Genomic DNA, 15,641 nt, shown 5'->3' on the forward strand with positions numbered 1-15,641 from the left:
ACCCGACCTTCGCGGGCGCCCTGTCGGGCGGCTGGGACGCGTTCGTGACGATGCTGAGCTGGATCGCGATGGCGCTCGCCGTGGCCCTGCCGTTCGCGGCGGTGGCGGCGCTGCTGGCGCTCGCGTGGCTGCGGTGGCTGCGCCCGCGCTGGCCGAAGGCGCCCAAGGCACCGGACGCCCCCTGACGGCACACCGGGTTCGACAGCAACGGGCGGGCGGGTGGGAGAAGCCGCGCAGCGGCGAGACAGCTGCCGCCCCCATCTAACGTGTCGCCATGAAGCAACGACTGGTAATCATCGGGGCGGACGCCGCAGGCATGTCCGCGGCGTCGCAGGCGCGCAGGCTGAGGACGCCGCAGGAGCTGGAGATCGTCGCCTTCGAGCGGGGCACGTTCACCTCCTTCTCGGCGTGCGGCATCCCGTACTGGGTCGGCGGTGACGTCCCCGAGCGCGACGACCTGATCGCGCGGACGCCGGAGGAGCACCGGCGCCGCGACATCGATCTGCGGATGCGAACGGAGGTCGTCGAGATCGACCCGCAGGGGCGCCGGGTGCGCTCGCGCGACCTCGCGTCGGGCGCCGAGGAGTGGACGGCGTACGACAAGCTCGTGATCGCCACCGGCGCCCGCCCGCTGCGGCCCCCGCTGCCCGGCATCGAGGCGCCCGGCGTGCACGGCGTGCAGACCCTCGACGACGGCCAGGCCCTGCTCGACACGCTCGCGGACACGGACGGGCGGCGCGCGGTGGTGATCGGCGCGGGCTACATCGGCGTCGAGATGGCCGAGGCGCTGCTGCACCGCGGCTACGACGTGACCGTCGTCAACCGCGGCGAGCAGCCGATGGCCACGCTCGACCCGGACATGGGCCGCCTCGTGAACGACGCCATGTCCGGCATGGGCATCACGATGGTGAACGATTCGGCGGTCACCAAGATCCTGACCGGTGAGGACGGGCGAGTGCGGGCCGTGGCCACGGAGGCGGCCGAGTACCCGGCGGACGTGGTGGTGCTCGGCATCGGCGTACGCCCCGAGACGGAGCTCGCGCGGGCCGCGGGCCTGCCGCTCGGCGAGCACGGCGGTCTGCTCACCGACCTCGCGATGCGAGTGCGCGGGCCCGTCGCGGACGGGGCGATCTGGGCGGGCGGCGACTGTGTGGAGGTGCTGGACCTGGTCTCGGGCCGCGAGCGGCACATCGCGCTCGGCACGCACGCGAACAAGCACGGGCAGGTCATCGGCTCGAACGTGGGCGGCGGTTACGCCACGTTCCCGGGGGTCGTCGGGACGGCCGTGAGCAAGGTGTGCGACCTGGAGATCGCGCGCACGGGCCTGCGCGAGAAGGACGCGCGGGCGGCGGGCCTGCAGTACGTGACGGTGACGATCGAGTCGACGAGCCGGGCCGGGTACTACCCGGGTGCGGCCCTGATGACGGTGAAGATGCTGGCGGAGCGGCGCACGGGACGGCTGCTCGGCGTCCAGATCGTGGGCCGAGAGGGCGCGGCCAAGCGCGTGGACATCGCGGCGGTCGCCCTGACGGCCGGTATGACGGTGGAGCAGATGACGGCCCTGGACCTGGGCTACGCCCCGCCGTTCTCCCCGGTCTGGGACCCGGTCCTGGTGGCGGCCCGCAAGGCGACGGCGAAGGTCCGGGCGACGGGAGCCTGACGAGAAGCACGAAAAGCAGGTGAGGGGCGGGCGGGATAATCCGCCGCGAGGCGACGACCGCCCACCCTTCGCCGCGGAATCCGAACGCGCCGGGCGCACGCCCTACGCGTGCATACGCCACGCACTACGGCGGCGAGGCAGCGCGACCCCCGTGAGCGGCCACGGCTCCGCGCACGGAATTCCGAAGCTTTATTTCCGAACCGCCTCACGGCTCCCAGGGCCCTCATCCCCCACCAGCCGGCAATGGCCCACTCTTTTTCCGCCAGATCTCACGGAATCGGCGCAGACCCCCCAGGCGAGACGCACTATGTGACGCGTCAGAGCGGTACGGACACCCATGGCAACGCGCGTACGTGCCGTTTGGGGGGCGGGTCCGGCGGGGGTGACACCGCCATGATCCGACTGTGGAGGGAACCGCAACCACCATGAACCGCACCGCACGAGCGGCGGCACTCGGGGCCGGCGCTCTCCTTCTCGCGCTCTCGCTGCCCGCGCGGGCCGCCACGGCGGCGGAGCAGCCCCGGATCGACCTCCGCGTCCTGGTGGTGACCGACGGCGGCCCCGCGACCGCCGCCATCGCCGCCGAACTCGACGCCCAGGGAACCCCGTTCACCACCGTCGACCTGCGCGAGAGCGGGCGGCAGGTGATCGACGCGGGCTTCCTCGCCGACACCGTGGACGGCAGACCGCGCGCCAAGTTCCAGGCCGTCGTGCTGCCCAACGACAACCCGTTCGGCGGCGGCTCGGCGGAGCCGGCCGCGCTCGCCGCGTACGAACGCACGTACAACATCCCGCAAGTGGACGCCTACACCTACGCCCGCCCCCAGACGGGCCTGAGCGCGCCGAGGTTCAGCGGGTCGCTCGACGGGGCGCGGGCGCGGGTCACGGACGCGGGCAGGGCGGGCGCGTTCGCGTATCTCGCCGGGGCCGTGCCGTTCGAGGACAACTCCCCTGCCGTGAGCGAGAGTTACGGTCACCTCGCGCAGCCCGCGCCGGGTGCCGACTTCACTGCGTACGTGGACGCGCCGGTCCCCGGCACGTCCGAGCGGGGCTCGCTCGTCGGCGAGTACCGGCACGACGGGCGCCGCGAGCTCGTCGTCACGTTCGTGTACAACAAGGACCAGCAGCAGTTCCGGCTGATCGCGCGCGGCGTCGTGGACTGGATGACGCAGGGCGTGCGCCTCGGCGCGGCGCGCAACCACTTCTCGGTGCACGTCGACGACGTGTTCGGCGCCGACGACCGCTGGGACACCGAGCTCAACTGCACCCCGGGAGACGTGGACTGCGAGCCGGGGCAGGGCACGCAGTCCAGCATCCGGATGACGGTGGCCGACGCGGAGTACGCCGTCGAGTGGTCCGAGCGCCGCGGCCTGCCGCTCGACCTGGCCTACAACGGCGGCGGCAGCGAGCTGTACCGCGAGGAGAACGAGGGCGAGGACCCGCTGGCCGACCGGCTCGTGGACGACCGGGACGCGTACCGCTGGGTCAACCACACCTACAGCCACGCGTTCCTCGGCTGCGTCCAGGACACCGCCCAGGTGCCGTGGAAGTGCGCGAAGAACCCGGACGGCAGCACGCGCTACGTGACCAGAACCGAGATCGACGAACAGATAGCCGACAACCAGACCTGGGCCGAGGACAACGAACTCCCCCTGACCGAAGGCGAACTGATAACGGGTGAGCACTCGGGCCTGCGCGTCCTGCCGCAGCAGCCCGACGACAACCCGAACCTAGTCCCCGCGCTGCGCGACAACGACGTGCGCTGGCTCGGCTCGGACAACTCGCGCGAGCCGGGCCAGCGCCAGGTCGGCCCGGCCGTGACCGTGCCGCGCTTCCCCATGAACGTCTTCTACAACGCGGGCCGCGTGCGCGAGCAGGTCGACGAGTACAACTGGATCTACACCCGCAAGGCCGACGGCGGCAGCGGGATCTGCGAGAACTCGCCGGTCACGACCTGTCTGGACAAGCCCCTGGACACCACGACCGGGTACGCCGACCACATCGTGCCGGCGGAGTCGCGGATCGCCCTCGGCCACGTCCTGTCGGGCGATCCGCGCCCGCACTTCATCCACCAGTCGAACCTGGCGGAGGACCGGATCGCGTACCCGGTCCTGAACCGCGTGCTGGACGACTACGAGGCGCTGTTCGCACCGTCCACACCCCTCGTGAACCTGCGCATGGCGGACACCGGCGCCGAGCTGCGCTCCCGCGCGGAGTGGGACGCGGCACTCGACGCGGGGCGGGTCACGGCGTACCGGATCGGCGACACGGTGACGGTACAGGCGCCGTCCGGCGTAGCCGCGACAGCCACGATGCCCACAGGCACACGCCAACAACTGCCCACCGGCACCGCCCCGTTCGGCTCGCCCTACGCGGGCAGGACCTCCGGCTGGACATCACCGGCACCCCTCCAGGACAGAGTCACCCTCACACTCCCACCTGGCCGCACGTCCCACCGCTAACGGCCGCCCCCCACCGCACAACCGAATACCACCCGGGGACCCCCACCCATGCCGACTCCAGCCGAACCCGTCCCGTTAAAGGCGCCCACGCCAGCAACCGCAACAAAGGTCACGCTGCTGACCGAGGGCACCTACCCCCACAGCCACGGCGGGGTCAGCGTCTGGTGCGACCAGCTGGTCCGCGGGATGCCCGACGTCCACTTCGACGTCATCGCGGTCACCGGCACCGGAGGTGAACCGCTCGCCTGGGAACTGCCGCCGCACGTGACAGCCCCCGTCTGCCTGCCGATGTGGGGCCCGCCCCCCACGGGCCGCGCACCCCGTGCCCGTACACGACGTCAACTCCTCACCACGTACGAGGAGTTCCTCACCGCGCTACTCGACCCCGCCGCGGAGCCCCGCTTCGGCCCGGCGCTGTACGAGCTGGCCCGGCACGCCCGCGCGGGGGTGCTCGGACCCGTGCTGCGCGGCCACCACGCGGCCGGCGTACTCACCTCGGTATGGCGGGCGCCGGGGCTCGCGGTGGCCGAGGCCCGGCCCACGCTGCACGACGCCGTGACCGCGACCTCCCTGCTCGAACACGCGCTGCGCCCCCTCTCAGCCAAGCCGCCCGAGCACGGCGTGACCCACGCGGTGAGCGGCGGCATCGCGGCACTACCAGGCCTGACAGCTCACCACTTCCACAACACTCCCCTGCTGTTGACCGAGCACGGCGTGTACTTGCGCGAACGCTACCTGGGTTACCGCACGGGCCCGTACCGCTGGCCGGTCAAGGCGGTCCTGCTCGGCTTCTTCCGGCTGCTGGCCGAGGAGACGTACCGCAGGGCGGCCCTGATCACGCCGGGCAACCGCTACAACCGGCTCTGGGAGGAGCGCGGGGGCGCCGACCCGGCCCTGATCCGCACCGTCTACAACGGCGTGGACCCCGAGGCGTTCCCACCCGCGGGCCCGGAGCCGAAGTCACCGACCCTGAGCTGGGCGGGACGGGTCGACCCGATCAAGGACCTGGAAACACTGATCCACGCCTTCGCCCTGGTCAAGAAGAAGATCCCCGAGGCCGGACTCCGCCTCTTCGGCGGCACCCCGCGCGGCGGCGAGGCATACCGAGACCGGTGCAAGGAGCTAGCCGCATCACTCGGCCACGCGGACTCCGTCGTCTTCGAGGGCCGCGTGGAACACATCAAGGACGCCTACGCGGCAGGCAACGTAGTGATGCTGTCCAGCATCAGCGAGGGCTTCCCGTTCACGCTGATCGAGGCGATGTCGTGCGGCCGGGCCACCGTGTCCACGGACGTGGGCGGCGTCCGCGAGGCGGTGGGCCCGACGGGCCTGGTGGTACCGCCACGCGACCCGGAAGCGATGGCACGAGCGGCAGTCGAACTCCTCCAGGATCCCGAGCGGCGGGCCGCGATGGGCGAGGCGGCCCGACTACGGGTCATAGAGCAGTTCACGCTGCGCCAGACGATAGCGGCGTTCCGCGAAATCTACGCGGAACTGTCCACACCCACCCCAGCCCACAACTCGCCACCCACCGGGCCGCAGCCGCGAAACAACGGGAGGGGCCGTGCCGGTATGTCCGAACGGAGCCAGGTGACACGGGACGACCCGCGTCCGCCGTACGACGGATGCCATGCGGGCGAGTACGGACATACCGGCGCGGCCCCGCACCACAACCGCCGGAGCGCACCACCGCGACACCCCACGGCGGGGCACCGGCCCACCCCAGAAGGCGAGGCAGCCGGATGAGCGGCCCCATCCCCCTGCCGCCCCGCAAGGACGGAACAGACGCGCTGGCCCCACGACGACGGCCCTCATGGGCACGCCCCGACAGCCCAGCACCCACCCGCCGCCGTGGCCCCTCGTGGTCCCGTCCGGAAACCCCCCGACACCTGAAGCCCTGCCCCCGTACCACCCCCACCACCCCCACCGCCCCCACCACCCCCGACACTCCCGAGGCCCCGACCCCCCGCCGCGCAACCCTGCGCCCCGCGCGCCCCGACGACCCCGTAGACCGGCTGGCCGCCCAGCTCGCCGACGACATCGGCGCCGCCGTGCACCCGTACGAGGTGGCGGCCGTCCTGGAGTCGCAGGGCATGACCGGGGACCGGATCCAGGAGGCGTACGGGCACCCCGACCTGTTCTCACTCGCCGACGCCCTGCACGAGCGGGTGCCGCGCAGCCATCCCGAGCCGGACCTGCCGACCGAGGACCCCTGGAAGCCCGACCATCTGCGCTGTGCGCTGCGCGGCCTGCTGTTCGCCCTGCCGGGCACGGCGTATCTGCTGAGCGACGGGATCTGGCGCGGCACCGCGGGCCTGCACGGCCTGATCGCCGCGGCCCTGGTGTCCTGGGCCTGGTCACAGGCGCTCAGCCACCGTGCGTACGTCCGGCTGGCCGCGGGCCGCCACGAGGCGGGGCGGGCGCTGCTGTGCGGCGCGCCGGTCGGCGTCGGCTGCGCGAGCGCGGCGGGGCTGGCCGTAGCGGGCCCGTCACCGGCGGCCGTGTTCGCGGTAGGGCAGTCCTGCTATCTGGCCGCTGCAAGCGCACTGCTCGTACTGGGCCACGAGAGGCTGCTGGCCACGGCCCTGCTCCCCATCGCGGCGGGCGCGGCCACGCTGCCCTGGTGGCAACCACCGACGGCACTGCGCACCGCGCTACCGGCCCTCACCGTGCTGCTCACGACGGCCGCAGCGACCGTCGCGCTGCGCACCGCGCTGCGCACACCCCCGACGCCGGGTCCCGCGCCGCACCTAGTGCGCTCGCTGCCGTACGGCCTGTTCGGGCTCGCGGCCGGAACGCTAGCGACGACCGCGGGCCAGCGGGACCCGTACGCAGTGGTCGTCCTGACCCTGAGCATGGGCCCGGCCGAGTGGCTCCTCTACCGCTATCGCGGACTCGCGACAGCGGCCCTGCGCGCCTCCGCCACACCGACCGGATTCCGCCTCCGCTCGGCCGGAGCGTTAGGCGCCTGCGGGACGGCGTACCTGGCGTCGCTAGCCCCGGCCGCCCCGCTACTCGACACCACACCAGCCGAACTCCTCACGCTCGGAGCGGTGTTGTGGACCGCGCTGCTGCTCCAGGCCTTCGGCGTGGCGTGGCCTTCGGCGGCCGCGTGTCTGGCGGCGGCCACGGCCACGCTCCTGCCGCGACTCTCGCCGCTGCCCGAGGCGATGGCTCAACCAGCGGCCTGTACCACGGCGGCGCTCGCCCTGTGCGGCACCGCAGTCCACCACCTGGGCCGCCCCACGGCCCACGCCTGACCAACGCACCCCACAAGACACCCCACCCACACACCCACCCACACACCCACCCCCACCACCCTCACCCTCACCCAGGAGCCCCCATGACCCCCACACCGCTAGCCGCCGTCACAGGAGCCGACGGATTCATCGGCTCGCACCTCACCGAGGCCCTGGTCACCTCGGGCCACCGCGTGCGTGCGATGGTCCAGTACAACTCCTTCTCGTCGTACGGCTGGCTGGAGACCCTGCCCGCCGACGTCCTCGCCGAGGTGGAGATCCAGCTCGGCGACGTCCGCGACGCCGGCTCGGTCCACACCCTGGTCGCCGAGGCCGAGGCGGTCTACCACCTGGCCGCGCTGATCGCGATCCCGTACTCGTACCGGGCCCCGCACTCCTACGTCGAGACGAACGTCACCGGCACCCTCAACGTCCTCGAAGCCGTACGCCACGCGGAGACGCCGCGCCTGGTCCACACGTCCACCAGCGAGACGTACGGCACCGCGCGAACCGTGCCGATCACCGAGGACCACCCCATCAACACCCAGTCGCCGTACGCCGCTTCGAAGGCGGGCGGCGACCGGCTCGCGGACAGCTACCACGCGAGCTTCGGCACGCCCGTGGTGACGCTCAGACCGTTCAACACCTACGGCCCGAGGCAGTCGATGCGCGCCGTCATACCCACGGTCATCGGCCAGGTCGCGGCGGGTTCGCGGGAGATCACGCTCGGCGATCTGCGCCCCACGCGGGACTTCACGTTCGTCACGGACACGGCGCGGGCCTTCCTCGCGGTGGGCGCCGCGCCGGCCGACGCGGTGGTCGGCCGCACGTTCAACGCCGGGACCGGCGGCGAGATCTCCGTCGGGGACCTGGTGCGGCTCATCGGCAAGGTCATGGCCGCCGACCTCGACGTCCGCACCGACGAGCGCCGGATGCGGCCCGCGCGCTCCGAGGTGATGCGCCTGGTCGCCGACGCGACGCGGCTGCGCGAGGCCACCGGCTGGACGCCGGAGCACGACCTCGAACAGGGCCTGGCCCGCACCGTCGACTTCTTCCGCGACCCCACCCACCTGGCCCGCTACAAGACCGGCACCTACAACATCTGACGCCCCGACACCCAACCCTCTCACCAAGGGAGTTCTGCCATGCACGCAGTCATTCTCGCCGGAGGCAAGGGCGTCCGGCTCCGTCCCTACACCACCGCCCTGCCCAAGCCGCTGGTCCCGATCGGCGACCAGCACGCGATCCTGGAGATCGTGCTGCGCCAGCTCGCGGCGGCCCGCTTCACCAGCTGCACCATCGCCATCGGCCACCTCGGCCACATCATCCGGGCCTACGTCGGCGACGGCTCCCGCTGGGGCCTGCGCGTCGGCTACTCCGCGGAGGAGAGCCCGCTCGGCACCATGGGCCCCCTCCTGACGATGCGGGACGAGCTGCCCGAGCACTTCCTCGTGATGAACGGGGACGTCCTCACCGACCTCGACTACGCGGACGTGCTCCGCCGCCACCGGGAGTCGAAGGCGCCGCTGACCATCGCCACGTACCCGCGCGAGGTCCACATCGACTTCGGCGTGCTCACCACCGACGAGAGACGCGTCGTCGCCTTCACGGAGAAGCCGAGCGTGGACTACCGCGTCTCGATGGGCGTCTACGGGGTCTCGCGCGACACCCTCGCGCCCTACACGCCGGGCCTGCCGCTCGGCTTCGACGAGCTCGTCATCGACCTGCTCAAGACCGAGAACCCGCCGTACGCCTACGAGTTCGACGGCTACTGGCTCGACATCGGCCGCCCGGACGACTACGACCGCGCCAACGCCGAGTTCACCACCCACCGCGCCCTGCTGCTCAAGGGAGCCTGACGTGCGCATCCTCGTCCTGGGGGCCACCGGGTACCTGGGCGGGCACATCGCGGGGCGGCTGCGCGCGCTGGTGGGGGCGCGGCTGCTCACCGGGGGCCGCGCCCCGGGCGCCGACCTGCGCTGCGACCTCGCCACCGCCGCGCCCGGCGACCTCGCGGGGCTGCTCGCGCAGGCGGCGCCGGACGCGGTCGTCAACTGCGCGGGCGCGGTCGGCGGCAGCGCCCTGACGCTTGCGGAAGTCAACTCCCGTGGCCCCGCGGCCCTGTGCGAGGCGCTGCGGTCGGCGGCGCCCCGCGCCCGCCTGGTCCAGCTGGGCTCCGCCGCGGAGTACGGGCCCACCGCGCACGGCGAGCGGGCGCGCGAGGACACCCCGGCCCGGCCCGTCTCCCCGTACGGCGCCACCAAGCTGGCGGGCACGCTCGCGGTGACCTCGTCGGGCCTGGACGCGGTCGTCCTGCGCGTCACGAACCCGGTCGGCCCCGGCGCGCCCGCCGCGGGCCTGCCCGGGCGGCTCACCGGCGAACTGCGGCGCGCGGTCGGCGAGTTGCCGCACGGCACCGTGCGGGTGGGGGACCTGTCCACGCACCGGGACTTCGTCGACGTACGCGACGTGGCGCGGGCGGTGGAGCTCGCGGTGACCGCCGCGGGCCCGCTGCCGCCGCTCCTGAACGTCGGCAGCGGGCGGGCCGTGCCGGTGCGCGACCTGGTGTACGGCCTGGTGCGCGCGGCGGGCTTCCGGGGCCGGGTCGAGCAGTCCCTGTCCGGGTCAGGCCGGTCCGCGGCGGTCCCCTGGCAGTGCGCGGACGTCACGGCCGCCGCGCGGGAGCTCGGCTGGGTGCCCGCGCACCGCCTCGCCGACACCCTCGACGCGCTGTGGGCGGCGGACGGCGCGGGCCGCCCGGTCGCGGCGGACCGGACATGAGCTCCCTGCTCGTGCCGCTGTACGTCCACCCGGACGCGGCCCCCGGGGCCTGGCAGGCGCTGATGGCGGTCGCGCCCGCCCTGTACGGCGTCGTGCTCAACGCCGCCGACGGTCCTGGCGCGGCCCCCGACCCGGCGTTCGCCGCGGTCGCGCACGCGCTGCGCGCGGCCGGGGTGCCGGTGCTCGGGTACGTCGACACGGCGTACGGGCAGCGGGCGGCCCGCGAGGTCGCGGACGACCTGGACCGGCACCGCGACTGGTACCAGGTCGACGGCTGCTTCCTGGACCGGATCGCGCCGGGCCGCCGCGACCTGCGCCACTGCCGGCGCCTGGTCCGCTCGGCGCGCGGGCGCGGCGTCGCGCCGGTGGTCCTCAACCCGGGCACGCACCCGGCGCCGGGCTATGCGCGCGCCGCCGACCTGCTCGTCACGTTCGAGGGGCACTGGGCGACGTATCTGCACGCGTTCACCGCACCGGCGTGGACGGCCCGGCACTCCCCCGATCACTTCTGCCATCTGGTGTACGGGGTGCCGCCCGCGCTGACCCGCCTCGCCGCGCGCACGGCCGCGCGGCGCGGCGCCGGGGTGCACTGCGCGGTGCCGGGCGCGGGACCCAACCCATGGACGGAACCGCCGGAACCGCCGGAGCCGCAGGAACCGCAGGAACCGCCCGTGCCGCCGGTGACCGGTGGCACGGAGTCCGGCTAGCGGGCCGTGCGCGTGTGCACGTACTCCACGAGGCCGGTCAGGGCGTCCGGGTCCGTGGTCGGCAAGACGCCGTGCCCGAGGTTGAAGACGTGCCCCTCGAGGCCGGAGGCCGCGGCGAGCACCTCGTCGGTCTTCTCCCGCACCGCCTCCGTGCTGGAGAACAGCACGGCCGGGTCGAGGTTGCCCTGCAGCGCCTTGCCGGGTCCGACGCGGCGGGCCGCCTCGTCGAGCGGCACGCGCCAGTCGACGCCGACGACGTCCGCACCGGCCTCACCCATGAGCCCGAGCAGCTCGCCGGTGCCGACACCGAAGTGGATGCGGGGCACCCCGTACCCCTCGACGGCCTTGAACACCTTGGCCGACGCGGGCATCACGGACCGCCGGTAGTCGGCGGGAGCGAGCGCGCCCACCCACGAGTCGAAGAGCTGCACGGCGCTCGCGCCCGCCTCGATCTGCACCTTCAGGAAGGCGCCGGTGATCTCCGCGAGCCGGTCGAGCAGGTCGGCCCACAGCTGCGGGTCGCCGTACATCATGGCCTTGGTGTGCTCGTGGTTACGGCTGGGACCGCCCTCCACGAGGTAGCTCGCGAGGGTGAAAGGCGCACCGGCGAAGCCGATCAGCGGCGTCGCGCCGAGCTCGGCCGTGAGCATCCCGATGGCCTCGGTGACGTAGCCGACGTCGTCCGGCGTGAGGTCCCGCAGCTGCGCGAGGTCGGCCCGCGACCGGATCGGCTTCGCCACGACCGGGCCGATGCCCGGCTTGATGTCGAGGTCGACGCCGATGGCCTTGAGCGGTACGACGATGTCGCTGAAGTAGATCGCCGCGTCCACGCCGTGCCGGCGCACCGGCTGCAGCGTGATCTCCGTGACGAGCTCCGGCATCATGCAGGACTCCAGCATGGCCGTGCCCTCGCGGACCTTGCGGTACTCGGGCAGGGAGCGCCCGGCCTGGCGCATGAACCACACCGGCGTGTGCGGCACGGGCTCGCGCCTGCACGCCTTGAGGAAGGCGGAGTCGTACGTGGCTGCGTTCTGCCGGCCGGTGGCCTCGTCGTTGACACTCACTGGGAAAGTCTCGCACGAGACCGCTCGGGGAAAAGAAGCCCGTCCGGCGATTGAGGACGAGCGCGCAGCGCGATCAACGCCCACCGAGCCAACACCCACCAGCCCCCCGGGACAGCGAAGCGCACCCCGAGAGGGGTGCCCAAGGGTGTCTGTGCCTGCACAAGGTCGCCGTTCCCCTTAATCTTCCCCGCATGGCTGCGGCTCAAGAACAACGGTCGGACGGCACCGGCGAGATGGACGGGGCACCGGGAAGCGTGGCGGACACAGCTCCGCCGCCGTTCCGCGCTGCGGTCGACGCGCTGCGCGGGGCACGGCTGCGGCCACAGATCGAGATCGACCCAACACGGCCACCTCAGCGGCTCGCCCCGTACGCGTACGCGCTGGAGGCGGCCGTGGTGGACGGCGACGAGGACCTCGCGGACGGGCGGCTCGTCCTGCTGCACGACCCGGCGGGGCACGACGCCTGGCAGGGCACGTTCCGTCTGGTGACCCTGGTGCGGGCCGAGCTGGAGCCGGAGATGGCGGCCGACCCGCTCCTTCCCGAGGTCTGCTGGTCGTGGCTGGTCGGCGCGCTCCAGTCGCGCGGGCTCGCCTGCGGCGAGCCGAGCGGGACGGTGACGCGGGCCGGTTCGCACTACTTCGGCGGGCTCGCGGAACGCCCGCCCGCGTCCCAGATCGAGATCCGGGCCTCCTGGACGCCGCGCGAGGGCGCGGGCGGGGTCCCGGACACCGGGGGGCACCTGGCGGCGTGGTGCGACCTCCTGAGCCAGATCGCGGGCCTGCCGCCCGCCGGGCCCGGCGACGGCTCCGTGGTGACGCTCCCCCAGCGTCGGGGCCCGCGAGGCACCTGACCGTCAATCGCGCTCCGCGCTCGTCCTCGAACGCCGGACGGGCTGAATGCCGCGCCGTGACGCGCTGACACCTGCCGGACGGGCTGGATTTCCAGCCCGTCCGGCGTTTGAGGACGAGGCCGCAGGCCGATCGACGGCACCCGAGCCCCACGAGCACCAGGCACCGCCCCAAGCCCAGGGGGCAGAAAAACTCACCAAATCGTGATCATCCCCTAAAGGCGGCCGGACGAGGTGCCGAAGAGGTCTGTGACCTTGAATCGCACGGTTCGCCCCGGCTTCATCCCCGAGCCGGTCCCGTCCCGCCACCCCAGGAGGCCTGGTGTCCGTTCTCCTCGAGCAGCCCGCAAGCCTGGTCGCCTACCGCCCGAACAAGCCGACCGCCATGGTCGTCGTCGCCGACCCACGTGTCCGCTCCACCGTGACCCGCCACCTGTGGGCGCTCGGTGTGCGGGACGTCATCGAGGCCTCGTCCATCGCGGAGGCTCGTCCCCGCATCGGCAACCCCCGTGACATCTGCGTCGCGGACGTCCACCTGCCCGACGGCTCCGGCCTCACGCTGCTTTCCGAGACCCGTGCCGCGGGCTGGCCCAACGGCCTCGCGCTCTCCGCCGCCGACGACATCGGCGCCGTCCGCAACGCCCTCGCGGGCGGCGTCAAGGGCTACGTCGTCACCGGTACCCGTACGAACGTGGGCCTGCCCACCCGCCCCGGCGCCGCCCCCATCGGCTCGGCCGCGGCCCGCCTGCACCGCCGCCCCCCGGGTGCCCCGAGCCACCCGGGCGGCTACCGCGAGCTGTCGGGCCGTGAGGTCGAGGTCCTTCGGCTCGTGGCCGAGGGCCAGTCGAACAAGGCGATCGGCGTCTCGATGGGCCTGTCCGCCCTGACCGTCAAGAGCCACCTCGCCCGCATCGCCCGCAAGCTCGGCACGGGGGACCGGGCGGGAATGGTAGCGGTGGCCCTGCGCACCGGAATCATCCACTGACCGATTTACACCCCCTGGACGCCCGTCGACGTAACGTTCCGTCGACGGGCGCCGTCCGTTCACAGATACCCTTGACAGGTGACCGACGCCCAAGAGACCGCAGCAGACAGTTCACTGCGAACCACCGGAGGCGCTCCTCCGGACGAAGGCGTCACAGGCGTCTCCGTCGAAGGGACACCGACCCCACTTCTCGAACCTCGCGACGGCATTCCGCCCGTCGTCTCGGACCCGGAGACACTCGCGCAGGTCACAGCGGCATTTGCCGCCGGTACGGGACCGGTCGCCGTCGACGCCGAGCGGGCCTCCGGCTACCGCTACGGCCAGCGTGCGTACCTCGTCCAGCTGCGCCGTGAGGGCGCGGGCACCGCGCTGATCGACCCCGTCGCCTGCCCCGACCTGTCGGGCCTCGGCGAGGCGCTCGCGGACACCGAGTGGGTGCTGCACGCGGCCACCCAGGACCTCCCGTGCCTACGGGAAATAGGCATGATTCCGTCGATCGTCTTCGACACCGAGCTCGCCGGGCGCCTCGCCGGGTTCCCGCGCGTCGGCCTCGGCGCGATGGTCGAGAGCGTCCTCGGCTTCGTCCTGGAGAAGGGCCACTCGGCCGTCGACTGGTCGACGCGGCCGCTGCCCGAGCCCTGGCTGCGCTATGCCGCGCTCGACGTGGAGCTGCTCGTCGATCTGCGCGACGCCCTGGAGAAGGAGCTCGACCGGCAGGGGAAGCTGGAGTGGGCCCGCGAGGAGTTCGCGGCGATCGCCGCCGCGCCGCCCGCGCCGCCCCGCAAGGACCCGTGGCGGCGTACGTCCGGCATGCACAAGGTGAGACGCCGCCGGCAGATGGCCGTCGTACGGGAGCTGTGGACCACGCGCGACCGCATCGCGCAGCGCCGTGACATCTCGCCCGGCAAGGTCCTCAGCGACGGTGCGATCGTCGAGGCCGCCCTCGCGCTGCCGGCGAACGTGCACGCGCTCACCGCGCTGCCCGGCTTTGGGCACCGGATGGGGCGGCGCCAGCTCGAACAGTGGCAGGCCGCGGTGGAGCGGGCGAAGGCGCTCCCGGAGGCGGAGCTGCCGCAGCCCGGTCAGGCCCTGACCGGGCCGCCGCCGCCCCGCTCCTGGGCCGATCGCGATCCGGCCGCGGCGGCGCGCCTTTCCGCGGCGCGGGCCGCCGTCTCGGCGCTCGCCGAGCGGCTGAACATGCCGCAGGAGAATCTGATCACTCCGGACACGGTGCGGCGCGTCTGCTGGGAGCCGCCGGTCGGGGTTTCGGTGGAGTCGGTGGCCGAGGCGCTTGCCGCGCACGGGGCGCGGCGCTGGCAGATCGACCTGGTCACCCCAACCCTGACCACGGCCCTCACCTCGTCCTAGCCCCCCTCCCACCCGCCCACCCGTTTCCAGTCGTCCTCGGGCTGACCGCCCCAGGTGGGGCTCACCCGCCGTCGGCGGCGAATGGGGTGGGTGGGCGGGCCGGCGGCGCGTCCGACCTGATTCGGCGCATGGGCCGGGTGGGCGAGGTAGCTCCCGCCGCGAAGCAGCGGGGCCGGGTGCGGGCCGGTGGGGGTGTTCGCCGCGCTGCGCGCGGCGGGTTTTCCCACCCGCCCGCCCGTTTCCAGTCGGATGGGGGTGGGCGCCTCCTGTGGGGGTTGGTCGTCGTCGGCGACTGCCGCCGATGGCGATCGGCCCCCACGAGGGGCGTCCAGCGCCCGGCAGGGGGTCACGGGCGGGCGGGAAAGAAAGCGCCGCGATAGCGGCGGGGAGCCGCAGACGCCGGCGGCGGGCAGGGCCCACAGGAGGCGTCCACCCCGCGTGGAGCTGGAAACGGGCGGGCGGGCGGGGAAACAGCGCCGCGATAGCGGCGGGAGGCCGCAGGCGCCGATGGCGGGCAGGACCCACAG

The 15,641-nt window shown here is 73.4% G+C and carries 12 protein-coding genes and 1 pseudogene; 12 read left to right on the forward strand and 1 reads right to left on the reverse strand.

Translation table 11 applies throughout. The features are described from left to right. From ACFWZ5_RS14440 to ACFWZ5_RS14480, 9 genes and pseudogenes are all read left to right on the forward strand, one after another. Window positions 1–185, forward strand: a pseudogene (locus tag ACFWZ5_RS14440) (DUF4349 domain-containing protein); the annotation flags it as partial. A gap of 89 nt (window positions 186–274) precedes the next feature. Beyond that, complete coding sequence (locus tag ACFWZ5_RS14445) at window positions 275–1,660, forward strand: FAD-dependent oxidoreductase (protein WP_384796762.1); 1,386 nt, start codon at window positions 275–277, stop codon at window positions 1,658–1,660. Window positions 1,661–2,064: 404 nt separating this feature from the next. Continuing rightward, on the forward strand, window positions 2,065–4,122 hold the full coding sequence (locus ACFWZ5_RS14450; protein ID WP_384796759.1) for a hypothetical protein: 2,058 nt from the start codon (window positions 2,065–2,067) through the stop codon (window positions 4,120–4,122). A gap of 48 nt (window positions 4,123–4,170) precedes the next feature. Then, a complete protein-coding gene (gene pelF, locus ACFWZ5_RS14455; protein WP_384796756.1) occupies window positions 4,171–5,868 on the forward strand; it encodes a GT4 family glycosyltransferase PelF in 1,698 nt (565 codons plus the stop codon). Continuing rightward, complete coding sequence (locus ACFWZ5_RS14460; protein WP_384796753.1) at window positions 5,865–7,382, forward strand: hypothetical protein; 1,518 nt, start codon at window positions 5,865–5,867, stop codon at window positions 7,380–7,382. Before pelF ends, ACFWZ5_RS14460 begins: the two co-directional genes overlap by 4 nt. A gap of 83 nt (window positions 7,383–7,465) precedes the next feature. Next, window positions 7,466–8,467, forward strand: a complete 1,002-nt coding sequence (locus tag ACFWZ5_RS14465) for an SDR family NAD(P)-dependent oxidoreductase (RefSeq protein ID WP_384796750.1) — start codon at window positions 7,466–7,468, stop codon at window positions 8,465–8,467. Between the two features lie 39 nt (window positions 8,468–8,506). Further along, window positions 8,507–9,220, forward strand: a complete 714-nt coding sequence (locus ACFWZ5_RS14470) for an NDP-sugar synthase (RefSeq protein ID WP_384796747.1) — start codon at window positions 8,507–8,509, stop codon at window positions 9,218–9,220. Window position 9,221: 1 nt separating this feature from the next. Further along, window positions 9,222–10,142, forward strand: a complete 921-nt coding sequence (locus ACFWZ5_RS14475) for an NAD-dependent epimerase/dehydratase family protein (protein WP_384796744.1) — start codon at window positions 9,222–9,224, stop codon at window positions 10,140–10,142. Next, a complete protein-coding gene (locus ACFWZ5_RS14480; protein WP_384796741.1) occupies window positions 10,139–10,849 on the forward strand; it encodes a spherulation-specific family 4 protein in 711 nt (236 codons plus the stop codon). The genes ACFWZ5_RS14475 and ACFWZ5_RS14480 overlap by 4 nt, the downstream gene beginning before the upstream one ends. On the opposite strand, the gene hemE is transcribed toward ACFWZ5_RS14480, so the two are convergent. After that, entirely contained in the window at window positions 10,846–11,913 is a 1,068-nt protein-coding gene (gene hemE / locus ACFWZ5_RS14485) for a uroporphyrinogen decarboxylase (RefSeq protein ID WP_384796738.1), read from the reverse strand. The genes ACFWZ5_RS14480 and hemE overlap by 4 nt on opposite strands. 191 nt (window positions 11,914–12,104) lie before the next feature. On the opposite strand from hemE, the gene ACFWZ5_RS14490 reads away from it, so the two are divergent. The 3 genes from ACFWZ5_RS14490 (at window position 12,105) to ACFWZ5_RS14500 (ending at window position 15,114) form a co-directional block, all read left to right on the forward strand. Next, window positions 12,105–12,764, forward strand: a complete 660-nt coding sequence (locus ACFWZ5_RS14490; RefSeq protein WP_384796735.1) for a DUF3000 domain-containing protein — start codon at window positions 12,105–12,107, stop codon at window positions 12,762–12,764. 319 nt (window positions 12,765–13,083) lie between these two features. Then, window positions 13,084–13,746: a response regulator transcription factor gene (locus ACFWZ5_RS14495; RefSeq protein WP_189715754.1), complete on the forward strand. Its 663-nt coding sequence runs from the start codon at window positions 13,084–13,086 to the stop codon at window positions 13,744–13,746. Between the two features lie 78 nt (window positions 13,747–13,824). Beyond that, window positions 13,825–15,114 carry an HRDC domain-containing protein gene (locus ACFWZ5_RS14500; RefSeq protein ID WP_384796731.1) on the forward strand — a complete coding sequence of 430 codons (1,290 nt, stop codon included), beginning with the start codon at window positions 13,825–13,827 and terminating at the stop codon, window positions 15,112–15,114. The last annotated feature ends 527 nt before the right edge of the window (window positions 15,115–15,641 follow it).

It is taken from the genome of Streptomyces sp. NPDC059003 (assembly GCF_042740445.1).
Taxonomy (GTDB): Bacteria; Actinomycetota; Actinomycetes; order Streptomycetales; family Streptomycetaceae; genus Streptomyces.